The 25629-nt window shown below is 46.6% G+C and carries 23 protein-coding genes; 11 read left to right on the top strand and 12 right to left on the bottom strand.

Annotation, left to right across the window (positions count from 1 at the left end):
• Nucleotides 1-220: 220 nt before the first annotated feature.
• The 4 genes from NG792_RS05680 (at nt 221) to NG792_RS05665 (ending at nt 2647) form a co-directional block, all read left to right on the top strand.
• Entirely contained in the window at nt 221-607 is a 387-nt protein-coding gene (locus tag NG792_RS05680; protein ID WP_261197481.1) for a hypothetical protein, read from the top strand.
• A gap of 182 nt (nt 608-789) precedes the next feature.
• Nucleotides 790-1587, top strand: a complete 798-nt coding sequence (surE, locus tag NG792_RS05675) for a 5'/3'-nucleotidase SurE (protein ID WP_261234802.1) — start codon at nt 790-792, stop codon at nt 1585-1587.
• On the top strand, nt 1566-1715 hold the full coding sequence (locus NG792_RS05670) for a hypothetical protein (RefSeq protein WP_261197479.1): 150 nt from the start codon (nt 1566-1568) through the stop codon (nt 1713-1715). Before surE ends, NG792_RS05670 begins: the two co-directional genes overlap by 22 nt.
• Before the next feature lie 743 nt (nt 1716-2458).
• Nucleotides 2459-2647, top strand: a complete 189-nt coding sequence (locus tag NG792_RS05665; RefSeq protein ID WP_261234801.1) for a hypothetical protein — start codon at nt 2459-2461, stop codon at nt 2645-2647.
• On the opposite strand, the gene NG792_RS05660 is transcribed toward NG792_RS05665, so the two are convergent.
• Together NG792_RS05660 and NG792_RS05655 are read right to left on the bottom strand one after the other, a co-directional pair.
• Entirely contained in the window at nt 2616-2741 is a 126-nt protein-coding gene (locus tag NG792_RS05660) for a hypothetical protein (RefSeq protein ID WP_261234800.1), read from the bottom strand. The genes NG792_RS05665 and NG792_RS05660 overlap by 32 nt on opposite strands.
• A gap of 7 nt (nt 2742-2748) precedes the next feature.
• Nucleotides 2749-4377: an ArnT family glycosyltransferase gene (locus tag NG792_RS05655; protein ID WP_261234799.1), complete on the bottom strand. Its 1629-nt coding sequence runs from the start codon at nt 4375-4377 to the stop codon at nt 2749-2751.
• A gap of 266 nt (nt 4378-4643) precedes the next feature.
• Between NG792_RS05655 and NG792_RS05650 the strand changes: the two genes are divergently transcribed.
• From NG792_RS05650 to NG792_RS05640, 3 genes are all read left to right on the top strand, one after another.
• Nucleotides 4644-4838 (top strand): hypothetical protein, encoded by a 195-nt coding sequence (locus NG792_RS05650; RefSeq protein ID WP_261234798.1) that lies wholly within the window; start codon nt 4644-4646, stop codon nt 4836-4838.
• A 264-nt stretch (nt 4839-5102) separates the two neighbouring features.
• Nucleotides 5103-6617, top strand: a complete 1515-nt coding sequence (locus NG792_RS05645) for a hypothetical protein (protein WP_261197475.1) — start codon at nt 5103-5105, stop codon at nt 6615-6617.
• 318 nt (nt 6618-6935) lie between these two features.
• On the top strand, nt 6936-7946 hold the full coding sequence (locus NG792_RS05640; protein ID WP_261197474.1) for a sensor histidine kinase: 1011 nt from the start codon (nt 6936-6938) through the stop codon (nt 7944-7946).
• A gap of 95 nt (nt 7947-8041) precedes the next feature.
• Here the strand turns inward: NG792_RS05640 and NG792_RS05635 are convergent, their stop codons facing one another.
• Both NG792_RS05635 and NG792_RS05630 read right to left on the bottom strand, forming a co-directional pair.
• Nucleotides 8042-9337 (bottom strand): recombinase family protein, encoded by a 1296-nt coding sequence (locus tag NG792_RS05635; RefSeq protein WP_261234797.1) that lies wholly within the window; start codon nt 9335-9337, stop codon nt 8042-8044.
• Nucleotides 9338-9700, bottom strand: a complete 363-nt coding sequence (locus tag NG792_RS05630) for a VOC family protein (RefSeq protein WP_261197472.1) — start codon at nt 9698-9700, stop codon at nt 9338-9340.
• A gap of 45 nt (nt 9701-9745) precedes the next feature.
• Here NG792_RS05630 and NG792_RS05625 point away from each other — a divergent pair, with 45 nt between their 5' ends.
• The 4 genes from NG792_RS05625 (at nt 9746) to NG792_RS05610 (ending at nt 16213) form a co-directional block, all read left to right on the top strand.
• The gene (locus NG792_RS05625) at nt 9746-10012 is read left to right on the top strand and encodes a DUF6737 family protein (RefSeq protein ID WP_261197471.1); all 267 of its coding nucleotides are present in this window, start codon (nt 9746-9748) and stop codon (nt 10010-10012) included.
• Nucleotides 10013-10411: 399 nt separating this feature from the next.
• A complete protein-coding gene (locus tag NG792_RS05620; protein WP_261197470.1) occupies nt 10412-11218 on the top strand; it encodes an alpha/beta fold hydrolase in 807 nt (268 codons plus the stop codon).
• The gene (locus NG792_RS05615; protein ID WP_261234796.1) at nt 11203-13932 is read left to right on the top strand and encodes a putative bifunctional diguanylate cyclase/phosphodiesterase; all 2730 of its coding nucleotides are present in this window, start codon (nt 11203-11205) and stop codon (nt 13930-13932) included. Before NG792_RS05620 ends, NG792_RS05615 begins: the two co-directional genes overlap by 16 nt.
• Nucleotides 13933-14068: 136 nt before the next feature.
• Nucleotides 14069-16213 carry a serine/threonine-protein kinase gene (locus tag NG792_RS05610; protein ID WP_261234795.1) on the top strand — a complete coding sequence of 715 codons (2145 nt, stop codon included), beginning with the start codon at nt 14069-14071 and terminating at the stop codon, nt 16211-16213.
• A 517-nt stretch (nt 16214-16730) separates the two neighbouring features.
• Here NG792_RS05610 and NG792_RS05605 read toward each other — a convergent pair.
• From NG792_RS05605 to NG792_RS05570, 8 genes are all read right to left on the bottom strand, one after another.
• Nucleotides 16731-19613 (bottom strand): type I restriction endonuclease subunit R, encoded by a 2883-nt coding sequence (locus tag NG792_RS05605; RefSeq protein WP_261234794.1) that lies wholly within the window; start codon nt 19611-19613, stop codon nt 16731-16733.
• A gap of 3 nt (nt 19614-19616) precedes the next feature.
• Nucleotides 19617-19931 carry a type II toxin-antitoxin system VapC family toxin gene (locus tag NG792_RS05600; RefSeq protein ID WP_261197466.1) on the bottom strand — a complete coding sequence of 105 codons (315 nt, stop codon included), beginning with the start codon at nt 19929-19931 and terminating at the stop codon, nt 19617-19619.
• Between the two features lie 107 nt (nt 19932-20038).
• Complete coding sequence (locus NG792_RS05595; protein ID WP_261234793.1) at nt 20039-20281, bottom strand: hypothetical protein; 243 nt, start codon at nt 20279-20281, stop codon at nt 20039-20041.
• 209 nt (nt 20282-20490) lie between these two features.
• Complete coding sequence (locus tag NG792_RS28935; protein WP_317619496.1) at nt 20491-20649, bottom strand: nucleotidyltransferase family protein; 159 nt, start codon at nt 20647-20649, stop codon at nt 20491-20493.
• Nucleotides 20650-20692: 43 nt separating this feature from the next.
• Complete coding sequence (locus NG792_RS05585; protein WP_261234792.1) at nt 20693-21277, bottom strand: Uma2 family endonuclease; 585 nt, start codon at nt 21275-21277, stop codon at nt 20693-20695.
• 52 nt (nt 21278-21329) lie between these two features.
• Nucleotides 21330-22559 (bottom strand): restriction endonuclease subunit S, encoded by a 1230-nt coding sequence (locus tag NG792_RS05580; RefSeq protein WP_261234791.1) that lies wholly within the window; start codon nt 22557-22559, stop codon nt 21330-21332.
• Complete coding sequence (locus NG792_RS05575; protein ID WP_261234790.1) at nt 22559-23494, bottom strand: Fic family protein; 936 nt, start codon at nt 23492-23494, stop codon at nt 22559-22561. Before NG792_RS05575 ends, NG792_RS05580 begins: the two co-directional genes overlap by 1 nt.
• A gap of 20 nt (nt 23495-23514) precedes the next feature.
• Nucleotides 23515-25137 carry a type I restriction-modification system subunit M gene (locus NG792_RS05570; RefSeq protein WP_261234789.1) on the bottom strand — a complete coding sequence of 541 codons (1623 nt, stop codon included), beginning with the start codon at nt 25135-25137 and terminating at the stop codon, nt 23515-23517.
• Nucleotides 25138-25629 lie beyond the last annotated feature (492 nt).

Below are 25629 nucleotides of genomic sequence, written 5' to 3'. Positions count from 1 at the left end.
ACAAGAGGTAACGAGGGACGCATAAGGGGTGAGCGAACGCTCATCAATTGTTAAGAAAGATGCGAGTAACGCATAGCTTTAGCAAGGGGAGGGGACCGGAGGTGCAGTTAGTTGGGGCCAGGGGTGAAATCAGGCGGATGGACGGAACCCTGAACGGTTCCCGATGGCACGGGGTGGGATCTGGCACAATGAAAGATGTCAACTTGCGTTCAATGAACTGATGACCATCGTCCTATCCTTTGCAGACATTGCCCGGTATCGGTCTGAATTAGCTAATTATCCTGATGCACTCGTTGCCTTAGATGCGATCGAGGATTGTGAGGGAGATATAGAGGATGCGGCGATCGGGCTGGCAATTCAGGCCGGACAAGAACCGGATACCTCAGAACGGTGGTTAGAGGGGGTTGCCAAACGATGCCGCGCTTTTCTGTGCGAACCTGAGAACCGCGCAGCGTTAGAGGCGGGTAACCTCAATCAAATCATGGAATCCCTGACCAAATCTCGTCTATGTCCGCCAATTTTGGCAACCCCTGTAATTATTTTTGTGCTGCAAACGGGGGTAGAAACTTTTTGTGAACCCCTAAATTATAAACTCTCATCGGAGTAGAAAAATAGGAGCTTTCTTGGGGGAGATTTTATCAGAATGCAGTCGCTTTTTTAGAAGATTGGATTGTTAAAAGCTGATTCTGCGACTGGCAGAATTCACCCCGAGACTTCCCCTTTTACCCATTGCTCTTGAAATTAAGTCAAGATGATACAGATAGGTTGTTGTTGGTTTTCTTTTCCTGAATGAAACTTTTAATTAGTAATGATGATGGCATCTACGCCCCTGGGGTTTATGCTTTAGCCCAAGCCCTTCAGGGTGCGAACCATGAGGTGACGGTAGTTTGTCCCGATCGCGAACGTTCTGCCACGGGACATGGATTAACCATGCACCATCCCATCCGCGCTGAAGTGGTGGAATCGCTGTTTGACCCCCGGATCAAAGCTTGGGCTTGTTCAGGGACCCCGGCAGATTGTGTCAAATTGGCCCTGTGGGCTTTATTAGACAGTCCCCCGGATTTTGTCCTCTCTGGAATTAACCGAGGGCAAAATTTGGGGACCGATATCCTCTACTCGGGGACTGTCTCTGCGGCAATGGAAGGAACCATCGAAGGAATTCCTAGTATTGCCTTTAGTCTGGCGAGTTATGTAAACCAAGATTTCCAACCCGGGGCAGAATTTGCCGTTTCTCTCCTGAAATTTTTGGAAAAAAACCCGTTACCGGCGTCGATGTTGCTGAATGTGAATATTCCGGCAGTCCCTGCCGAGGAATTTGCCGGGGTGGCCCTGACTCGCCAAGGGATTCGCCGCTATGTGGATATTTTTGAAAAGCGGATTGACCCTCGGGGAAAAACTTATTATTGGTTAGCCGGGGAAGTGTTAGAAGAGGTGGAACAGGCTCTGGATCCGAAATTGGGGGTGACTTTACCCACGGATGTAGATGCAATTCGCAAAAATTACATTACCCTGACCCCCCTCCATTACAATTTGACCTCTCCGGTGGGGGTGGATTTGTTGCAGGGATGGGAATTTCCGTTGAAATAGCCGGGGTGAGTTGGGAGTTGGGGGAGGTGAATGCCGGACGTGATAGGCGGTTATCGAATAAGGGAATGCTGTTAGAGAGGCGATCGCTATCCCTATGGAGGCTGGGTCAACTTTATGAAGTTAGGTAAAACCGGATTGATTGTAAAGTTTTGTAATCACTGGACGGATATCGGGTTGATCCCTGATGGTTAACGCTAAATTTCTTTGAACATAGGGCCGCGATCGCGTGCTGATGTATTGAGATATATGACAGCAGATTTACGCGATAAAGAAAAGCACAGTAGACTAAGAATTAAAGAACAAAAGCTATCCCACTCCATTCCTCTTCTAGCCCAGGGCTTCAATCGATCCAGTTGTTTAAGGGAATTGGGATTCTCCCCAGGGGGAGAGGCGAGGCGATCGGTAGTACAGCTATCCGAGGTCAAACCTTTATTGGGATGTCAACCCTAACCTCAACGGGGAATTAGAAGCGGCAAGGGAACTCTCCAGAGTGCATCAACGAATTGAACGCAGCGGAGACAACAGCGGTGAAGGGAGCAGCAAAAGAGCGGGATAACGCAGGTAAGCTTTGAGCTTGCCTTGACAACCAAAGCGACGCCACTGGTGTTGTGTTGACCACAATTGATCCATTACGGTTTTGGGAAAACGGGAAAGTCGAATGAACGCGCATATCTTCGAGAGTCACTCTGTCTTGTGCCCCGTATGCAATCGCTCTGGACACAGAAATCCAGGCGAGATTTTAGGCGGACTCTATACCTGCCCGCATTGTCAAGCTCGATTAGTGATTAGTTGGAGCGGTCATTACGTTAGAGACCCCTTCACCTTTAAACAATTGTCCGTATCGCGGCTGTTGCGACGTCAGAGCAGCCCAGTGGCTCGTATTCTCAGGGATGTGGGAATTAAAAAACGCCCTTCGATTTGGGCGGTGTTGGCGGGCCTAGTGGTGGCGAGTGTAACCTTTGCCAGTTTAGAAAATTGGAGCGGCGATCGCCCTCCCTTCGGGCAGTTTATGGAAGAAAGTGGGGAGGTCAGGGACTCATTGCCCGAGTCTGGAGAATGAGTCCGGTTTTGGGGATGGGTCCAGAACAACTCCCCGGCTTCACCACCACAGCGATCGCCCCAAGATTCAACGTTTGGGGCGACTCTTTTGTCATGATTTGCTTAGGGTGACTCGCGGGTGACCAACAGCCAACCTTCATTGGCATTCTGTATGTGACTCGGACCGAGGTCGAGCGCCTCTAGGGTCAGGCGATCCACCAGGAAATAGGGCTGCGCCTGTTCCCGCCAATACTGTTGGAGTTGCTCTGGGGTAGCGGGAATAACTTGGCGATCGCTATAAAAATTTAACGAAGGCCGATTATAGGCGAACGAGGTGTAAATTTTTTGACCGGGGGGAGTCTGTTTGGCGATCGCCTCCGCCACAGGTTTCACCGGATAAGCTTCATTCAGTTCCCAAATCCAATGGGGAGAAGTCACGAATAAACAGAGCGAAACAAACATCCCCCAGAACAAAATCAGCACAAATTGTCGGTCCTGGTGATAAATCAGTAACGCCGCGAGACTCAGGGTTAACGCCACAGCAATTAATAGGACCGGCAAATAAGTCCCATAGCTGGGTTCCATGACGCCGAAATAAAAGCTCCCTCCCCACAACACCACGGCGATCGTGCCGAGAATTCCAATCCAAGCCACCGGATACAGGGGGTCACGGGTGAACGGTTCCGTAGTTTTGCGATCGGCCCAGACTTGAGCCAGTTTGGCACCACAGGCGAGGGCAATTGCGGGATAAAGGGGTAACACATACCAAGGCAATTTAGTCCCCATCACCGTGATTGCCACAAAATAGATACTGGTCCAAACTGCGACTAATTTAGCCCAACTCAGGGTGCGATTTTCCCACGCTAACTGTAACCCTTGGGGTAGAAACAACAACCAGGGCCAGGAATATTTCAGCAATTCTAAGAGATAGTACCAGGGCGGCCCCGCATTGCTCTCCACGGGTTGCCAAACTCGTTGTAAAGACTGGATGCCAAAATGGGCGGAGAGAAAGGCATCCCCATAATGCTGCCATTGCGCCAGATACCAGAGGGTGACGGGGGTCATTCCCAGGGCGATGCCAATCCACAGGTACCAAGAACGGAGGAGGCGAGGGGTATCCCAGAGGGTAAAGGCAAAGGCGATCGTTCCGAGTAAGACCCCCATCATGCCTTTAGTCATGCAAATCAGACCCAACCCGATGCCGACTCCCAGACCCCAACGTAAATTCCTGCGCGATCGCAGCAGACACCAGAGCATTAATAAGAAAAAGCATTGCACCCCCCCATCCAGCATGGCGAGACGTCCGTGGCGGAGCACCGGCAAGAGGGTCAGATAAACTAAAGCCGAGAAAATAGCAGGCGATCGCAGACGAAACACTTCCCGCGCAATTCCATACAACAGCGGCACCGATAACGCCGACAGCATCGCCCCTGGCAACCGCGTCGTCCATTCATTCACCCCCCCGAAAAAATAAGCCCATGCAATTAGCAAATGCATCAGAGGCGGTTTATTAAAATAGGGTTCTCCCGCACTTGTCGGATAGAGCCAATCTAACGACCCTTGGTAAATATCCCGAGCAACCCCGGCAACAATCCCTTCATCCCAGTCTCGTAACGGCAGAATGCCTAGATCCATCTGATAGAGGAGAATCGCAGCGATCAGGAGCAGGAGGACCCAGAGCTGTTCGCCCCAATGTCGGGTTCTAATTGTTTTCTCATTTGACTCGTTCAGGGTGAAAATTTCCTGGTACATGGTGTTTTAAGAGCAACCAGAGCAAATACGGCGTTTCGGTAGTTGGGGGTAGTAGCAACCGGGAGCAATCCCGTTGAGCTGTTCTAACCCTTCAGAAGCGGACCCTCTCCAAACCGTGCAAGCTTTAGAGAATTTTAACGAATTTTGGTTTGGCCCCCAAGGTTCGGGTCAACTGGTTTCAGAGTTCCCCATCCCTACTCGCAAATCTAACATCCCGAACTGGATTTTTTAAAATTGTCAAGAGTCGCGAGGGGGAGATGGGGAGGGTGGGGGAGATGGGGAGGATGGGGAAGATGGGGGAGATGGGGGAGATGGGGAGGATGGGGGAGATGGGGGAGATGGGGGAGATGGGGGAGATAGGGGAGATGGGGGAGATAGGGGAGATAGGGGAGATGGGGGAGATGGGGGAGATAGGGGAGATAGGGGAGATGGGGGAGATGGATCTTTGTGACTTGGCTTAAGCGAGTCAGGAGGAAGGACTGAAGTCGTTACTACAAAATTCCCCATCCACCCCCTCCTCCCCATCTCCCCCATCCTCCCCATCCTCCCCATCCTCCCCATCCTCCCCATCCTCCCCATCCTCCCCATCCTCCCCATCCTCCCCATCAAAGGTCTTGATATTTTTGTTATTTGCCCGATTTTTTAAGAGTCAGTCCGTATAGTAATCGATGACAAACTTTAAAGAAGTTGAGTCAGTCCTGCATTTACCTGGATGATAATTCATCATGAACATTCCTTTTATTTTAGACCTTGCCATCGGGCTAATTTTTGTGTATTTGATTCTGAGTCTACTAGCCTCAGAAATTCAAGAGTTGATCACTACATTGCTTCAGTGGAGAGCCGACCATTTAAAAAAATCGATTGAAGTGATGGTGGGAGGCACTAAAGAAAGTGAAGAAAGCCGAAAAGCTCGACTTCTTGCTAATGCGCTGTATGCTCACCCCTTAATCAAAGACCTCAATCAAGAGGCTAAAGGAGCTTTAGCCCAAGGATTCCGAACAATCAGTTCTGGATTGTTGAAAATTTATCAAAAAATGACCCATACCGAGAATGTGTTTGGAGAGAATGAAGGAGGACCTTCTTACATTCGCCCAGACTTTTTCGCGGTGACTCTTATGGATATTTTAGGGGTTGACAAAATTTCTCATGCTCTGAGTATTGCCCGGGTAGAAAAGTTTAAACAAGAGCAGTTAAAAGAGCTTTTTAATTTAGCTCAAACTGCCAGCCTAAGTGAAGTCAATACGGGGATTTTCAACAAAGAGCTAAGAGAGTGCGGGCAGAATTTCGATGAACTGGTGACGAAATATGCTCAAGAAGAAATTACGTTGGCCATGTTCGTTGAATTAATGGAAGAACGGTTTGGATTATTTGTGGACAACTTCCGACTGGCTTTGGCCGCCGAAGGGGAAGGGGAGAGTCAGGAATTTTTGGTGGAGCGAATGAGTGCGATCGCCAAGCGAATTTATGGAGAGGCGGGCAAGAAGGTCTTGTTAAAAAACTTGAAGCCTGAACCCAGAGAGATTATGGCCAGTCTGCCCCGGTATCGAGAAATTTATCTGGAGATTCAGCAAACCTTTGAAGATAAAAATAGTCCAGCTTATCAAGGGATTGAATCTGCCTTCAAAGAGTTAGAGAAAGTCATCGATTTATTGCCCGAATCTCTCAAAGAAAGTTTACGAGTCTTAGCGAAACGAGCGCAACAGAAGAACGAAGGGGTTCAAGATACGCTGAATACGTTTCAGCAAGAAATCGAAACATGGTTTGATCGCTCGATGGAACGGTCCTCGGGAGTGTACAAACGCAATGCCAGAGGGATTGCGATTATTATCGGATGTCTGGTGGCGGCGATCGCCAATGCCGATACTATCTATATTGTGAGTAGCTTATCAAAAGACCCGGTTTTACGGGCAACTGTGACTCAAAATGCTCAGAGTATTGTCAATGCCCAACCGATTCGAGACCCCCGAGAATTAGAGGGGGTCAAAGCAGAACTCAGAGAATCCCTTCAGGATATCTCTTTACCCATTGGGTGGAGTGAAGCTACGGTTAGAGAACAACGGATTCAAAATCGCCAGTGGCCCATTCCCTTTGTCAAGCAATTGGCGGGATGGTTAATTAGTGGGATTGCGATTTCGATGGGGTCAAGTTTTTGGTTTGATCTCATGGGTAAGATTGTGAATGTTCGGAATGCGGGGAAAGGATCGGATTCCCGGGATGATCACTCGTCGCGATCGGTGTAAAGGCATCGGTGCAAAAGAGCGGAGGTTGTGGAACCTCCGCTCTTTTTTTTTGCTCGGAGTGAATTCAACTAAGGGTGCATCGCTGCAAAACTCACCCCCAGTCTCTCTCCCATCAAAGGAGAGGGACTGTGATTACTCCCCCTGTTTCCCCTGTTGGGAGAAGGGGTGAGGGGATCAGGACTATCCGCATTCCCATGAGGGGACAGGGTTCGGCAACGGGAAACCTGTTCCAGACCCCTTCACTCTCCCCTGCCAACAAAATAGGAGGGTAAAAATTGATATAATTTGGAGTGTTGATGTGACAGGGGGCTGTCCATAATGACCGATCGCATTCAAGAACTGGAAGACCGAAATCGTGAATTAGAGCAAAAAGTTGCTCAACTGACTCAACAATTAACGGACCAAGATAAACAGCTCCAAGATAGTTTACAAGAACTCCATCGACTGCAACAACATTTGCTGCAAATGGAAAAAATGTCAATGCTGGGCCAAATGGTCTCGGGAATTTCCCATGAAATTAATAATCCTATTAACTTTATTTATGGCAACTTACCCTACGTGGAGGAACACGTAGAAGATTTATTTAAGGTTTTGGAAGCGTATCAAGAAGGATACCCAGACAATGCCGAAGCGGTGGAAGAAATCTTAGAAGAAGTAGAACTCGATTATGTTCTGGAAGATTTGCCTCGGATTATGGGTTCTCTCAAAGTGGGTGCAGAACGGATTCGGGATTTGGTCCTGACCCTGCGTAATTTCTACCGTCTGGATGAACCCGATATGAAAGTTGCGGATATCCAAGAAGGATTGGAAAGTACCTTAGTCCTGTTGAATAATCGTTATAAACAAAACATTGAGGTAGTTTGTGAATTTGGAAAACTTCCCAAAATAGAATGTTATATTAATCAGCTCAACCAAGTTTTCATGAACTTGATTAATAATGCGATCGATGCCCTGGAAGAACCCGATAATTCCGCCACTGCTGGGGGAGAAAAGCTGGAACGACAACCGGGAAAACGAAAAATTATTATTACCACGGAAGCCTTAGAAAATAATCAAGTGGCGATTACCATTTCCGATAATGGTCCGGGAATGTCGCCGGATGTCGAAAATCGTGTTTTTGAGCCATTTTTTACCACGAAAGCAATGGGAGTGGGTACGGGATTGGGTTTATCGATTTCTAAGAAAATTATTGAAGAAAACCATCACGGGAAGATTGTCTGTACTTCCCAACCCACCCAAGGCAGTACCTTCCGCATAGAACTGCCGGTGTCTCAACCCAAGGAAGCTGAAGAGGGGGCAGACTCCGAGAAACCAGCGGTTCAGGTTTAGTTTGTTGGTTGACTAACGGTTAGAAGACGGGTTTTTTAGGAAAAATCAATTCATTGAACTCTGTTTTTGCTGCCGTTTCATCCAACCCGAAACCCCTAGAAAATAAAGATAATTTTCAATTGCCATGCTTTACCTTGGCGGTAGATTTCGATTTGGCGAATGAATTCCCGAAAGTAGAATCGCCGTTCGGTTTCGGATAAATCTAGCCAAAATTGAGGCAGAGAAACAGCTTGGGCGGTTTCGCGCAGGTTGACGGGTGGGAGTTGCGCGAGTTGACTTTGGAGTTCGGAAATTTCTGTACTAAGTTTGTAACGGCGCAAATCGGCAGTCTCAGGATCTAAGATCCCGTCTTGGCGCAGTTGTGGGAGTTGGGTGAGAATCTGTTGCTTGGTGCCGATCGCCTCTTGAATCTGCTGTTTGACTCCGCCAATTTGACCCATTTCTAATCCGGCAACGGCGCGCGGCAACTCCTGACAGACTTGAGCGATCGCCTGCTGTAAAATCGCTTCATAAGGAATCGCCTTACATTTCGGCTGTCGCACACAGTTTGTCGGACGCAAATATAAATACTCCCGCCTCCCCTGATGCGCCTTCGCTTGGGAAATAGCCATTGAACAATGGCATTCCCCACAGACAACTAAACCGGCTAAAGAACGGGATGCACTGGCAGTCCGAGGCGGCATTCTCCGATTCCGGCGCAGGAGGCGATCGACTTGTGCCGCTTCCTCTCGGGAGATAATTGCTACATGAGTATTAGACAGCACTAACCCATTTTTATAAGCTAAATCCCCCCGATAAGTAGGATTCGTTAACCATCGCCTTCCGGTTGTCACAGAAATTTTTTTGCTGTGTTTTCGCTCTAAATAGCGCACGGCACCGCGCAAAGACCCGTAGAGGAGAAATTGTTCAAAAAAGTCTTTCACTAGAGCCGCAGCAGCGCGATCGAGGGCATAGCGGTCCTTCCCTCGCCGATATCCAAAGGGTGCTTTTCCCGGTGGAGGAATGGATTGCAGGCGATTTTTAGCGTGTCCTTTGCGAATTTGGCGGGAACGTTGGACGCTTTCAATTTCTGAAAGCAGTTTCAATAGTTCGCTGCGGGTGAGGGGGGTATCTAGGGTTGCGGTGGCATTTTCGGTGGCGACAATTTGGATTTGCCGTTCTTCCAATTGTGCCATGCGATCGCAGACTTCTCGAACGGAGTCCCCCAATTCTTCGATACGCCGAATTAATAAATAATCTGCGGTTTCCTGTTGGCAATCTTGCAGGAGTTGTTGCAGATGGGTGCGATCGCCTAAATCTCGATACACGCGATCGACTTCCCACCCCCAAATCGCTGGATCACTGGGCGATTCTAACAGCGGATCACTATATAAATAGGCAATAATTTTCATTTACACCTGAGTCAATTCAATCACGTTCCCATCGGGGTCTTGGGTAAATAATGCAGCCCGTCCGGAGGCACTGATTTGAAGTGAACAGTTATGGGCGAGTAAATGCGCTTTGGCGGCTTCTAAGTTGCTGACTCCCAAGGCAAAATGAGGATTGCGACCGAGTTTTTTGGGATTAGTTGGGACAAGATTCAGGGTTTCATCGACAATTAAATGCAGTTGAACGGGTCCAATTTGATACCAGATTCCGGCATAGCTAAAGGGGCGATCGACTTTTTCCAGTCCCAGGACGGAACTATAAAATTGTTCAGCCCGACCTAGATCAGAGACTAAGATGGCGGTATGAAGATAAGGGGTAATTTTCATATCTATGATAAAACAAAGTGAGTTTGTTCTTTATTTGAGAGTTTTATGTCCCAAGAACCGGCTTTGAATCCTTGGAATTATAAACCCTGGTGGTGTCAGCCTTGGTCAATTTTGTTAACGGGGATAACGTTGATTGTGGGCAGTTGGCTGGTGTTTCACAAACTTTGGGTAACGGCGATCGTTGCGGTGCCTCTGGTGGCGTGGATGGGGTTTTTCTTATTAATTTGGCCGAGGTTGATGATTGAGAGTGGGATTTTGGACCGTTACGAGGCCCAGTTCAGGGAAGGGGGAACGGAGGAGAAGGAGGGATAACGCCGGTGAAATTTTTTAAGTCTATATCATAATTTAGGGAGGGGGTCAAGTCTAGGAGGGGGTTGGAGGCGGTTGGGTCAGGCGATCGCCCTCGGTGGGGGTTGCCTGACCCAATGGTATAGAGGGGCCTTTGATAAATTGCCTTGATCTCGCAATCGGGGAAGTGATCAGGGCTAAAAAAAGGGGAAAAATTATCTAAGGAGTGGGGAGTAGATGCAGTCGCCTTAAATACATTTATCTTAACTTTCTAGCGGTCTTAATTTTGTTTTAATAATTTATAGAGAAATTGTGTCGCAGTGAGTGTAGGAGTCTGATTTCCCAGCCGAGTGGGTTGGAGAACGCGAAGAGTGCATCTACGAGGACTCCCTCAAAGGTCAAAGCAGTGAAGGAAACAGATATATGTTGCTTACAACTAGCATCCTTGCTCGAAATAACGTTAACCTGGTGGGTCAGGGCAGTGAAACGATAATTTTTGCCCACGGTTTTGGAACCGATCAAACCGCGTGGTGCAACCAGGTCAAGGTATTTGAGCCCAATTATCGAATTGTCTTATTTGATTTAGTCGGCTGTGGGAACTCGGATTTATCCGCCTATAGTCCGCGTCGCTACAGCAGTTTGCACAGCTATGCTGAGGACTTACTGGATTTGTGCCACGAACTCAAACTCCAGGACTGTATTTTTGTGGGTCATTCCGTCAGTGGGATGGTGGGGGTACTGGCGGCCTTATCAGAACCAAAACGGTTTAGACAACTGATTTTATTAAATTCATCGCCACGCTATCTGAACGATGGGGGATATGTGGGGGGATTTGACCAATCCGATCTCGATGGCCTGTATCAGGCGATGTCCTCAAATTATCATGCTTGGGCCAGCGGGTTTGCCCAGTTGATGATGGGTAACCCGGACCAACCAGAATTAGCAATGGGTTTTGCTAAAAACCTCTTAGCGATGCGTCCGGATATTGCATTAGGGATTGCCAAAACCATCTTTCAGTCGGATCACCGGGGAGACTTATCGCGCCTGCAAGTTCCCACGGTGATTATCCAGTCCACCGATGATCCGGCAGTACCGGCAGTAGTCGGGGAGTACCTGGCCGAAAAAATCCCCAATAGCACACTGATTCCGATCAGGTCCGAGGGACATTTTCCCCACTTAAGTACACCAGAGACCGTATCGAAGGCGATCGCATCATGTTTGTCCAATTGACTCGCTTTACTCCGTTTACTCGGTTTACTCGGTTTACTCAGTTTTTTCAACCGGAACAAGCTGAACAACTGAGTCCAGACCGCTTACCCCGGTTTGCACCCAGGGTTTTCGAGTCGATTCTGGTCTTGTTGCTGTTGGGATGGTTACTCCGATGGACTCCGGTTTGGCCCGTCGCCTTGACTCTCGTGATGGTGGGAATTTTACGCCCGGTGTTGATTGTTCCCATCTCAATCCTGGGAATCACGTTAGTGGCCCTGTTAGATGTCCCACCCGGTCAGGGAGTATTTGCTTATAGCTATGGTGTAGCCTTGGCGGGGGTGGCCTTGGCGGGGGTAGAACTGGGGAAATTTTTGCGTCAGGTGGAGTGGCAATTCGCGTTGCAATCGATGCAACTGCAATTGGCGGATGAGCAAGCAACAGGGACTCCGGAAATGGTTCTGAGTCATACCTTAAGCTTGCTGATGACCCTGGTGGATGCAGATGCGGCGATCGCCTTGCGACAGGTGGATGAAGTCACCGCTGAGGCAGTCGTCTGTCTTCCCCCAACGGTATTAGCGGATAGATTAACCTCTCCCCAACTGTTTGCCGAGGCGATCGCCTTGAATCGCTGCTTGTATTATCAAAATTATCCCCACCAACCGGGGGCAATTCGCAGTTTAATCGCTGCGGGTACAAAGACTTTGGCCGTTTTGCCCTTGCAACCTAGGGTGACGGAGGGGGCGGAGGGCCTCTGCGGGGGAATTTTAATCATTTGGTCTCGCAATGTTACTCTCACTCCTGATCTCAAACGCTGTCTGGAATCCCTGCGTGGGGAACTGCGAATGTTACTGCAGTTTCAAGACACAACCTGGCGACTGGAACGGACAACGATCCGCCTGGGGGCGATTCTGGAAACGATTCCCCAAGGGGTGATTTTTGTAGATGATCAGGGGGAACAGAGTTGGCTCAATCCCAGTGCAGCTCAACACCTGGATTTACAGCCTGGAGAGGTTAAACCCTTAGAAATCGCCCTAGCAATGGCGAAGTTGCGAGCAAATGCGGATAATCAGGAGGCCCTATGTGCTCAAGCGGCCCAACTGTTCCAAGAACCGGCGATGGAGATTCGCAATTGGCAGTGGGTCTTTACACAACCTGAACGGAAAGTGTTGAGCATATCCATTACCGCTACTCGGATTCGCAATGTTCCGGGTCGGCTGTGGGTGATTGATGATATCACCGATCGCTACTGGTTACAGCAGGCATTACTAGACCGCTCTCAGGAGTTATCTCAAGCCAATGAAAACCTCCACGAAGCGGCGATCCAACAATCCTTGCTGTATCAACAATTGAGAATAGCCAATGCGGAACTGGAAAAATTAGCGACCACAGACGGATTAACTCAGATTGCTAATCGCCGCATTTTTGATACGGTGTTGGAACAGGAATGGAAGCGATTAATGCGATCGCAATCTCCTTTGTCGGTAATTTTGATTGATGTAGACTTTTTCAAACGCTATAACGATACTTACGGACATCAAGCCGGGGATGAATGCCTCAAGAAAATTGCCCGGGCAGTCGCTTCAGTTGTCAAACGTCAAGGGGATTTAGTGGCCCGCTATGGCGGGGAAGAATTTGTGGTGGTGTTACCGGCCACGAATGTACCGGGGGCGGTCCAAGTGGCGGAACAAATTCGACAGGCAGTGGAAGAAGTGAATCTGGAACACCGGAGTTCGACGGTACGAGAAATTGTCACTCTGAGCCAAGGGATTGCCACTATTATCCCCCGACTTGATACAACGCCTGATGAACTGATTGCTGCTGCGGATGAAGCCTTGTATTACGCCAAGAGTCGAGGTCGCGATCGCTATGTGGTGTTTGATCGCAAAATGCATGACCGATCGCTGGCGATTATGCAAGTGGAAAAGGATTTACGCCTTGCTATTGAGCGCGAAGAATTTTGCTTACACTACCAGCCGATTGTCTCCCTGATTAATGGAGAGATTGTCGGATTTGAGGCATTAGTCCGGTGGAATCATCCTCAACGCGGGTTGGTTTCTCCCGCCGAATTTATTCCCATCGCCGAAGAAACGGGGCTAATTGCCTCAATGAGTTGGTGGATTTTTCAGGCTGCTTGCTGCCAGTTACGAGAGTGGCAATTACGATTTCCTTATTATCGCAGCTTGACGATGAGTATTAATTTGTCAGGTCAGCAGTTAGAACAATTAGGGATGGTCGAGCGTTTGGATCGAATTTTGCAGGAAGTTGGTGTAGAGGCTTCCTCGATTAAGCTGGAAATTACGGAAACTTCTTTAAAGGAAACTCCGGCTTTAGTGACAACTCTCCACCAGCTCAAAGCAATGGGATTTCAGTTGGCGATCGATGATTTTGGCACGGGATATTCTTCCCTGAGTCGTCTGCATCAGTTTCCCATTGATACTCTGAAAATTGACCGCTCTTTTATTAATCAAATGAGCCGCGATCCCAAGGGATTAGCTATTGTAGAAGCGATCGTTATTTTGGCCCAGCATACCCACATTACCACCATTTCTGAAGGCATCGAAACTATCGCTCAACTGGAACAGTTACAAACTCTGAACTGCGAATTTGGACAGGGGTATTTGTTCTCCAAACCCCTAGACTCTAACGCCGCCTATACGCTTTTAGCACAAAATGTCACCCCCACCCGGTTAAATTGCATATCGGCTCCTTTTTGTCAAGGCTCTCCCGGAGGATAAAGGGGAACGGAGTAAAGAAGAACGGACAAGTCTAAAAAAGAATAAAATCTGGGTAGCTTCTAGAAGGAAACACTTTGTACAATCAAGGGTGAATTGTTATAGCAATACTGACCCCCTGTGGGAGAGCGAAACCGAGATGAAGCCCCTCTTTTGCAGTAAAGGACATGATAATTTCCCCGGAAGTCGCTTCTGCCAGTCCTGTGGCGAACCTTTAAAGGTGCTAGGCGCGGAGGGAATCTCAATAGGAGCCATTTCTGCGGGAACCATTGTGGGCGATCGCTACCGACTGGTGCGAGAACTCGGTCATGGGGGCTTCGGACGCACTTATCTGGCTGAAGATATCAACCGTTTTAACGAACGCTGCGTTCTCAAAGAATTTGCCCCCAAGGTTCAAGGGACCTACGCCCAGCAAAAAGCCGAGGAACTGTTCGCTAGGGAAGCCGGTGTGCTCTACCAACTCCAACACCGGCAGATTCCGAAATTCCGGGAACTGTGCCGATCGCCCGTTGAGGGTCGCAGCCGGTTGTTTCTGGTGCAAGATTATGTAGAAGGTCCAAACTACCGGGTATTACTCTCCCAACGCCGTCAGCAAGGGCAGCAATTCACCGTTGGCGAGGTGACGCAGTTACTGCAACAACTTTTACCTGTTTTGGATTACATCCACTCCCGTGGGGTGATTCATCGGGATATCTCCCCGGATAATCTGATTTTCAGGAATTTAGATCAGTTGCCGGTTTTGATTGATTTTGGTGGGGTTAAGCAAGTGGCGGCCCAGGTGGAGTCCCAGGTGATCAGCCTGCCGGTTACCAGTCCTCCCATGCCTGTTGCTACCCGCCTGGGTAAGGTGGGATATGCACCGGAAGAACAGATGATGCTGGGCCAGGTGTATCCCCACAGCGATTTATATGCCCTTGGGGTGACGGTTTTGGTGTTGTTGACGGGGGAAGAACCCCAGCCATTTTTTGATCCTCAAGATTTGAATTGGGGAAAGGATGGACTTGGGGAGATGCCACCGGGTTTGCAACAGGTCCTGAAAAAGATGCTGGCCCGTCGGGTGGGCGATCGCTTCCAAAGTGCGACTCAGGTTTTACAGGCGATCGCTGAGGTCCAATCCACAGGCACTCTAGGGCCTCGCTCTCAACCCCCGGCACCCCCTCCCCTGCCCCATTCTTCCCTACCCGGGACGGTGTTTCCCACGCAACTCCCCCCGGAGAGCATTTCCATACCTAAAAATGTCAATTCGGGTTCATTATCCCCCTTCCCCGCATCGGTAGGGGAAATTACCGGGACTGGTGCCGTTACCGGAATTCCACAGTCTCGCCTCGGGCGACTCCCTTGGTGGGGTACGCTGTTATTAGTGGTGATGTTAGTTGTGGGTGCCGGGAGTGCGGGTTGGTGGGGCGGCAGACAGTGGGTTAAATATAATCCCATGCAACCGACGGGTTCTGGTGAAAAACCCGATTTATTTGAAGATGTTGATCCGGATTTAGTGGAATTTTCCTCCCGTTATTCCCCGGAGGAATTTAAGCGCAAAGCAGCCCTGCGCGATCGCCGAGAGGAACTGGGGATTTCTTATGAGTTTTATGTGAATCTTGTTAATGAAGTCTTTTACGAACGATATCCCAGTCAACGGGGGATTGTTCTAAGTTATGACCCCGTTGATGAGCTGTGGCGATCGCGCTGGGATGAGTTGGCTGCTGAACTGTTGGATTATTTAGGGACTTTAAGTGACCAAGCGCGCCGGGGTTTGGGGAGTTATGATCACCAACAACGCGATCAAGTGTCAAGGGCGGTGAATCAATTACAACTGAGTAGCCGCGCACTGTATGATTTAGCCGATGCTCAATTTTTCTCTCACTTTCCCGAACAGCAAGGGGTCGAGTTTATTAATCAACCTGTGGGCCAAATCTGGCAGGCGATCGTTTCCGATCAACTCACTGCCTTACAACAAGGGAAAACCCTTGAAACCATTGAATTCTCCCCAGGTCAATTTCGACATCAGGTTACAGGAACCCTCGCCTCCGGTGAGGGAAAAGCCTATACCGCCTATCTCTTTGCCGGTCAAATTCTGCGCTTATCTTTACAGGCGAATCCCAACCTGCGGATCTCTCTCTATCCTCCAACCCGTACAAGTGACCCACTCCTGGAAGATTCTTCCGATCAGTCTTGGAGCGGCGTTTTACCCGAATCTGGCTATTATGAAATTATTGTAATCTCCAATGCCACTGAGCCTTTATCCTATCACCTGAAACTCGCCACCGATCGCGTTACCTCAGAGTAATACCAAATCCGGTTGGTAGAAGTCGATTTTCTCTTTTAGCCTGCGCAGGCAGGCTTCGTCCCTATAGCCTCCGGGCTTTCCTTACGGAACGCTACGCGAACAGCCTGCGGGTTTTGATAGACCTGTCACAACCGAATTCCGTATAATATCCTGTTGTCAAAAATCGGTTTTCTCTATAATATCCTGTTGTCAAAAATCGGTTTTCTCTTCAGCCCGCGCAGGCGGGCTTCGTCCCTGTAGCCCCAGGCTTCAGCCTGCGGGTTTTGATAGACCTGTCACAACCGAATTCCGTATAATATCCTGTTGTCAAAAATCGGTTTTCTCTTCAGCCCGCGCAGGCGGGCTTCGTCCCTATAGCCCCGGGCTTCAGCCTGCGGGTTTTGATAGACCTGTCACAACCGAATTCCGTATAATATCCCGTTGTCAAAAATCGGTTTTCTCTTCAGCCCGCGCAGGCGGGCTTCGTCCGTATAGCCCCACCCTTCAGGGTGCAGGTTTTTGCTACAGTGAGTGATGTTTATTCTTCCTCATCAAGGGCACCGATCGCCTCGTCAAACTTGTTAATGATCTCCAGTAATTTGGATACCACTCGTGCAAACACCTTTTTACGTTCTAATAATTTGGGTGTTTGCTTGCAAGCACTCAGCACCATTTCTCTGAGTGGCTCTTTTCCCGAAAATTGATAATCAGCAATCATTTGATTAACTGCTTCGATTTTTAAGTTTTCTGCCTGACAAAATTGCTCAATTGCAGTTATCCGTTCTTGAGTCCAGAAGTCCTGAAAAACGGCTTCGATTTTTTCTTCGGGGTCAAGGGTGGGTAATCGCTCGTCGATAAATTTCTCTAGTAAATCCCGTTTGCTGCGTAATTGGGCTTCTTTGCCCAGGAGTTCCAGGATAGAGGCTTTCTGGCTCTGGTACTCTTCGGATGTGACATCGGTTTGCCGATCGCGCTGGAGTCTGCCCAGGAGTTTGAGGATATAGGAAACATTAATTTCATCTCGCTGGATTAGTTCCAATTCAAAATCGACTTCCTCCACCAAGGATTCTTTTTCTTCATCGGGTTTGGACCGGGTTCTGTCATAGATATCCAGATATTTACTTTTATAATCTTCAAAAGTTTGTTCATCTAAATCTAAATCAGAAAAATTAAACTCAGTGAATGATTTACTCACATTTAAACACCGAATCAGATTCCGAAAAGCCTTAACAAACTCTACTTGGTCATCTTCATTAATCAATTTATTGACATCAGGGGGAATCGGGGCGATCGCCTTCAGGGTTTTAACCCCTTCGTTAAATTTTTCCACATGATACTCATAGGGTTGAATAAAAATTTCTTCCTTGGCGTTTTCATCAGAAAAAAGCGCAACTGCATCATCGGTATTCTCCTTGAGGTTGCGGAAGCAAACGATATTTCCCTGGGATTTAAGTTCGCCTAAGATGCGATTGGTGCGGGAATAGGCTTGAATTAGTCCGTGATACTTGAGATTTTTGTCAACGTAAAGGGTATTAATTTTTTTAACATCAAACCCAGTGAGAAACATATTGACCACTAATAGAATATCGGCCCAGTCTGCGTCTTGGGCATCTTCGCGATCGCGGTCTTTCATCCGTTTAGAAATATCTTTATAATAAGCGTAGAATGCCTGACTATCTTTCGCAGAATGTTGGGTTTTATACATCTGGTTATAGTCTGCGATAAATTCATTCAGCTTATCCCGGCTATGGTGGCGGCGACTGGGATCTGTGGCAATATTAAAATCCGGTTCACCAATCAGTCCGTTGGCTTCGTCATCGTCTTCGTTGTCAAGGGGAGTAAAGATGGTGACAACGCGCAGATCGTGTAATCCCTGTTGTTTTTTGGCTTTAAATGCCTCGTAATAGGTAATCAGGGTGTTTACACTGCTGACGCAGAACATAGCGGAGAACTTTTTGCGGTGGGTTTTTCGGTGATGGTTTTCAATAATCCAATCTACAATCATAGAAATGCGATCGGGGTTTTCAAAAAACTCTCGATCGCCCTTTGGCTCAGGAATTATAGTGCCGTCTTTGCGTTTTAGCTTGCCCCAATATTCGACGGAAAATTTAAGGACATTTTCATCGGCGATCGCATTGGTAATCACATATCGGTGCAAGCATTCTGTAAATAAAGAGGCAGTCGATAGTTTTAAGCCATCTTTCACATAGACATTTTTTTCGGCAAAAATCGGAGTGCCGGTAAAGCCAAACAGTTGCGCATTTTGGAAAAATCGCGTGATTTTGCGGTGGGTTTCCCCAAATTGGGAGCGGTGGCACTCGTCAAAGATAAAGATAATCCGTTTATCTCGTAGGGGAAGCATATCCGCTTCATGGCGTGAGGAACTGATCGCCCGGTTGAGTTTTTGGATCGTAGTGACGATCAGGGGACTATTCCCCGACATTTGTGTAACGAGTTGTTGGGTGTTGTCCGTGGTGTCAACGCAATCGGGGCTAAAGTAGTTAAATTCTTTACTGGTTTGAAAGTCGAGATCCGCGCGATCGACCACAAACAGGACTTTATGAACCGTAGGAAGTTTGGTGAGAATTTGGGCAGCTTTGAAGCTGGTGAGGGTCTTGCCTGACCCCGTGGTGTGCCAGATATAGCCGTTTTTATTAGTGTTTTTGACCCGCTCAATAAGGGTTTCAACGGCATAATATTGGTAGGGACGTAGCACCATCAGCACTTTATTAGATTCGTGCAGGACGATGTATTGACAAATCATTTTGGAAAGGTGGCATTTTTCCAAGAAGCGATCGGCAAAGTCGTCCAGGTTGGTGAGTAGGTTATTGTCTTCGTCTGCCCAATAGAAGGTTTGTTTATACTCTTGTTTCCGGTTGTTGGCGTAGTAGCGAGTATTTACCCCGTTGGAGATGACGAATATTTGGACATATTGAAACAGTCCATGATCTGCGCTGTAAGAGTGGCGTTGGTAGCGGTTGATTTGGTTAAATGCTTCTTTAAGTTCGAGTCCCCGGCGTTTGAGCTCAATTTGAACTAGGGGCAAGCCGTTGATTAATAAGGTTACGTCATAGCGGTTTTTGTAACTGCCTTGGTTCGTGATTTGGTTGGTGAGTTGGTATTGATTTTGACACCAGTGTTCTATGTTTATAAATTCTAGATAAAAAGTAGTGCCGTCGTCGCGTCTGAGTTCCATTTTGTCACGGAGGCGTTTGGCGCGATCGAAAACATTGCCTTTGTCGAGATGGTTGAGGATGCTTTTAAATTCTTGGTCGCTGAGGGTGATGTTATTATGTTTTTCGAGTTGGGTTTTGAGGTTGGCAGTCAGTTCAGCAGCATTGCGGATCGTGACAGGTTCGTAACCTAGTCTGGCAAGGCGTTCAATTAGGTTTTGTTCGAGTTCGGCTTCAGATTGGGTCATAGTTTAATTCTCGTTAGGCATGATGACAGGAATGAGTTGATTGCGCTGCTTTCGATAAATCGTAAAATCACTATCCAAAGTCAGGATTTGGCTATTTTCATACACTTCGCTCATTCTAACTAAACAAGCATCAGCCAGAGACAGGGGCACGGAACTATAGCGTTGCATCAGGTTTTCTATGGCTTCAATGTTTTCGCTGAGGATGAAAGGGAGAATGATATGACCTTGCTGAATCAGTTTTAGAATTGTTTCCTGTCCGTTGTGAATCCTTTGGGCAAGGAAACAGGATTCGGTGATGACGGGTTCACAGGTGATCACAGGAACTATGATTTAGGAAAGTGGGGAGACTGCCCAAGGATGGAATTTATCCCTAGGCATTAGGAAAGCGATTAAAACTCCGGTATCTAAGATAACAGGGCTGTTCATTATTCTCCAAAGCCTTCTAGGTATTGGGGATTGTGGGAGAGGTCTTCTAGGTCACTATCTAAACAGCCTACAAATTCTTGGGCTGATTCTACAAAGGATTTGTTTTGTGGCTTGATGTCGATTGATGGAGAAACTACTTGATTCGTTTTAAATTCGATAAATTCAATATACTCCACAATTTTTGCGAGTTGATCTGGGGAAAACTGCTGAATTTTTTGAATGACCATTTCTAGGGTGAGCATTTTTTTCGCCTTGGGTAAACCTACTTTTATTATAAACCCTCAAACAAACAGTTTTTGCAGTAAGCCTTTTTTGAATTGTTCGGTTTGGTTGAGTTTCATTTTGTCGCGGAGGCGTTTAATGTGAGTGACTCCTGTAAGACTTGATCGCGGATTCTGTCTTTGAGTCCGTTGGCGGTGACGACATCAACCTTGACACCGAGCAGGTTTTCTCAATCATGGATGAGACGGACGGGAAACCAAGGGCTAATTTTGTCAAGGTCATAGTCTACGATTAGATCAAGGTCGCTATTTTGGTCGGCTTCGTCTCTGGCGACAGAACCAAAAACTCGCACATTAAAGGCTCCATGTTTGGCGGCGATCGCTTTAATTTGTTCTCTTAGGGTTGGGGTTAAATCGTTGAAAATCAGGGTTTTAGATTGTGGTTTCTAAAGTTAAATCCAAACCGCGATAAACCTGTTCAATCGGAAAGCTGAAATTGAGGCTTTTCAGTTCTACCGTATCCCCTGCTTGATAGTTGATAATTAACCAAATGCCTGCCTCATTTTTATGATACAAATCCATTTCGATGCTGGTGGAACTAACCAACAAATAATCGATTAAGGCTGGGTTTTGGCGGTACATTCGGAATTTTCTGCCTCTGTCGTAGGCTTCTGTACTTTTGGATAAGACTTCGACGATTAGGCAGGGATAGGTAATGTATTGGCTGGCAGTTTTGTCGCGATCGTCGCAAGTGACGCTGATATCTGGATAGATATAATTATTGGTTTCAGCAATTTTAACTCTCAAGTCTGAGTTACCTGTTTCGCATCCACTTCCCTCTAAATGGTTGGCGAATAGGGTTGTGAGTCTGACGGCAAGGCGGCTATGGTTTACGCTGCCGCCACTCCTAGCATAGACTTGACCGTTAATCAGTTCATGTTTTTCTAGCTGCTGTTCTTCCCAAGCAAAGTATTCTTCTGGGGTAAACGGTGGAACGTTATCTTTTGCTGCAATCATAGTTCGGGATGGGGTCAGTGTGGTTTAGGGTGCTTGTTTTAATTTTAACAATTTAGACAAACAATTTTTGTAGTAAGCCTTTTTTGAATTGTTCGGTTTGGTCGATTTGGCAAGAGAGGATTTCGATTTTGCGATCGATGATGGTTAGGAAGTTGGCTATTTTTTCTTGTTCCTTTTTACAGGGGAGAAAAAAGGAGAAATTGGAGTATTCTTCTGCATTAATTCCAGGCTGACCGGAACGCATTGAATTCATAATTACCCATTTATAATATTTGTCCGTTAAAGTCAAATAATACACGAAATTAGCATGAGCTTTGGTAATTCTAAATCTAATGAGGTAGCCCGCAAAATATATTTCACCGTCTTCTTTTTTGTACAAATAAGATTTTCCGACAGTTGCTCCAGTTCTTGCTAAAACGAGATCATTATCTTGCAATTGATAATCTGGACTAATGCCGGAATCAGGGGAAGTTAGAGGGTTGGGAGTAAAGCCATGAGTATTGTCGTCAATATCTGTAATTCTGATGTATTTATGTTTACCATCAAACTTTATGGCTGATGCAGCTAATCCGTATTGAGGTTTCTCTGAAATATTCCCTAACTTTTTCTTTTCCCAATCAGGGAAAGGAGAGCCGTCGGGTTGGGTGAAGCAGATTTGTTGGGAGAAAAGTTTTTGCATTACGCCGCGTTTGTAGGTTTGCAGGTGTTCCCGTTTGCGGCGGAGTTGGTTGAGGCGCGTATCCACTGCTCCCAAAAAACTCGCTATCTTCTCTTGTTCGGCGATTAGAGGAAGATATACTTCTGTATTTTTGATTGTGGTTAACGATAAATTTTTAATGGTTGACCCTGTTAGCTCTCTATTGAAGTGATTCCTTGTGGTTGAAGTTTGCAGTAAATAAAATATAAAAATCTTATTCTTTTCTGGTTTTAAGTTAAGATAGCAAGCACTTTTACCTAAAATAACTTTTTCATTTTCATAAAAAGCCAGATTTCCAATCGTCCCATTGATAGAGATTAAAATTGTTTGTGAATTTAAATCACTTGCATATTTTAAAGACTCCGAGTAATCAACTCGCTTAGTATTTTCAGAAATCTCGATTTTGCTGTTAATCAAATTATTGCCATTAATGAAATAAAATTCTCCCTGTTGGCTATATTCAGGAGTGCTATGAATGCCATCACTTATTCTTGTACAAATGTCACTAATATTCTTCGTTTCCCAAGCTCCCTCAAACTCAGGAAACCGCAACACAGGCACATTTTTCTTTAACTTCTTACTCATTACCTATTCCTAAAATTATTATCAATAAAATCTGTAAATTCCTGATAAAATCCCTGCCCCTTTTCTATACTACTGGTTGCCGTCACCAATAAACTTAAAACTTCCACCAGTGAACGAATGGCCGCATCACAAACCAAATCAAAAAGCTGAACTAAATCATCTTGGTTTTGTTGCCCGTAGGCTAATGCATTAATATAATCATTCCGAATTTGATTATCAATCACAACAATAGGATACCCCGCCCGAATTAATAGCAGATTCATTAATAATCTAGCTGTTCTCCCATTTCCATCCCGAAACGGATGAATCGAAACAAAGCGATAATGAGCCATTGTTGCATATTCTACCGGATGGAGTGCTAAAGCCGCATCAGAATTGAGCCAGGTCACAAAATCCGCCATTAATTGAGAAAGGAAATAATGGGGAGGATAACGATAATTTGTCCCTGCCGCCATCACATCCAGATTCCGATAACTCCCCGCTTCATCCGGGTTGATTTTTCTGAGAATTAAATTATGAATTTGTTTAATTTCCCATTGATTAATTTCCGTATCTTTTTGAGCTAAACCTTCAATATAGTCGATCGCCTCCTTATGTCCAATCACTTCTAAATGTTCGTCGAGAGTTTTTCCCCCCACCGTAATGCCCTTTGTTAACACCAACTCGGTTTCACTTTGGGTTAACGTATTCCCTTCAATCGCATTAGAATTATAAGTAAATCGAACATCATAAAGTTTTTTGAGTTCAGCAATCATGATGGGTTCAAATGGTCTAAAGCCATCCAACCAAGTTTTGAGTTTATCTATTTGTTCTAATTTCCGCCGATCATTCATGATTAAATAGTGAGTTATCAAAGCCGTTACTGATAAATCTTTCTGTTGACTTAACCCCCTAATCTGTTGAATAAATTTCCCGTATAGTCGAGTTTTTATCATTGAAAACAGTCCTCCATTCCCTAAAAAGGCGACTCAATCCCCAACTCCTCGCAAAACCCCCGAATCAGCCGGTCCGTCTCCACCATCTCCTGATCAATTTTTCGGATCTCCCGCGCCACTGCATCTAAATCGATTTCTTCCTCCTCCTCAAATGTATCCACATAACGGGGAATATTTAGATTAAAATCATTCTCTTCAATTTCCGTTAACGGAGCGCAATAACTATACTTTTCTTCCTGCACCCTCTCCCGATAGGTCTGAACAATCTTCTCAACATCCTCATCCCGCAAATAATTCTGATTCTTTGCCTTTTCAAAATAGGCACTGGCATCAATAAACAAAACATCATTAGGATGTTCCCGACACTTTTTAAACACTAGCACACAAGTGGGGATACTCGTGCCATAAAAAATATTAGCAGGCAACCCAATCACTGCATCCAACCAATTGCGCTCTTTAATCACATATTTACGAATCCGTCCCTCTGCCGCGCCGCGAAACAAAACCCCGTGAGGCAACACTACCGCCATTATGCCATTGTCATCGAGATGATGGAGCATATGCTGCACAAAGGCAAAATCAGCCTTAGAACTAGGAGCCAATGCCCCATACTGACTAAAGCGATCATCGGACTCAAACAGCTTATTAGCGCTCCATTTCGCGGAAAACGGCGGATTTGCCACCACCGCCTCAAACCGCATTCCCTCATGTTGCGGATGTTCTAGGGTATCCTCCTGGCGCAAATCAAAATTGCGATAATGTACCCCATGCAAAATCATGTTCATGCGAGCTAGGTTGTAAGTTGTGCGGTTCATTTCCTGCCCGTAAAAATCCCCAACTGACTCCACCTCCCGCGCCACCCGCAGCAACAGCGAACCCGATCCACAGGTAGGGTCATAGACTGACTTCAGCCGCCGCTTTCCCGTTGTTACAATTTTGGCTAACACTTTAGAAACCTGCTGCGGCGTGTAAAACTCCCCCGCCTTTTTCCCTGCACCACTGGCAAACTGCCCAATCAAATACTCATAGGCATCCCCTAGCACATCACTTTCTGTATCCTCTAGGCGAAAATCGATTTTATCCAAATGCACCAAAATCTTAGCAATCAGGGCATTTTTTGCCTTCGGAGTGCGCCCCAATTTGGTCGAAGTCAGATCCAGATCCTCAAACAAGTGATCAAAATCCTCTTCGCTTTCTTTCCCCATTGTGGAACGTTCAATCCCTTGGAGCACCTGAGTCAGATCATCCAAGATAAAATTAGATGATTCAAAATCTTCATCGGCTAGATTTTCCTCATGGGCTTTCTGAGTTCCTAACGCCCGTTCCGCCAATGAACTAAACAATTCCGAAGGTTTGAGAAAATAACCCAACGAGGCGATCGACTCTTCCTTAATCGCTTCTAAATATTCTTGCCCCTCTTCGGAAGCTTCATCAATTTCCAGGAAATCAATGGCATCCGCCGCTAAGACTTCATTAGCATAGAGATGCTGCCGCTCAGACAGGTATTTATAAAAAATGAACCCTAAGCAGTAATCCCGAAACTCATCTGCATTCATCTTACCCCGCAGCGAGTCGGCAATATTCCAAAGCTGAGTTTCTAGCTTTTTCTTGTGTCCGGTTTGCCCATTCAGTCCGTTTGTCATTGCTCTCTCGTACAGGATAATCCCGCGTAAATGAGGTCATATATTGTGTAAGCCGAAGCCGTGAAGACTAAAAGGCTCCGAATTTGTCCATTTTCGGGACTCCATCCGAAAATTGACGCGGGGAGTCCAGGGATTCCCGCCCTCAAGGTAGGAATTTTCATAGTCTCGCAGATCGGGTGCATCAAGTCAAGCGCTGTGAAATTCTCGAACTGTTTGATTATCCTTAGCCAATTATCAACGGCAAACAATAATTACAATAAAATGGCGAGAAGAAGTTAATTTTCTGCAATCAAAATGCTTCGGCACTATCAAATCTGGCATATTATAGATCCAGGAAGTTTCGATGGGTGAAGAAACCGAGATATTGCGACAAACCCGGTTTCTTGTTTCTCCAGGTTCGTGCCTCGCCCTCTCAGAAACCGCCTGTCCGGCGCTTTGCTACAATGAGAAAGTGAATCCATCTCTAAGCTATAGCTTTATGGATCTTTGAGA

The organism is Laspinema olomoucense D3b (genome assembly GCF_025370785.1).
Classification (GTDB): domain Bacteria; phylum Cyanobacteriota; class Cyanobacteriia; order Cyanobacteriales; family Laspinemataceae; genus Laspinema; species Laspinema olomoucense.
Note: the sequence above shows the minus strand (reverse complement) of the source record. Positions and strands in the feature narration are given on the sequence as shown.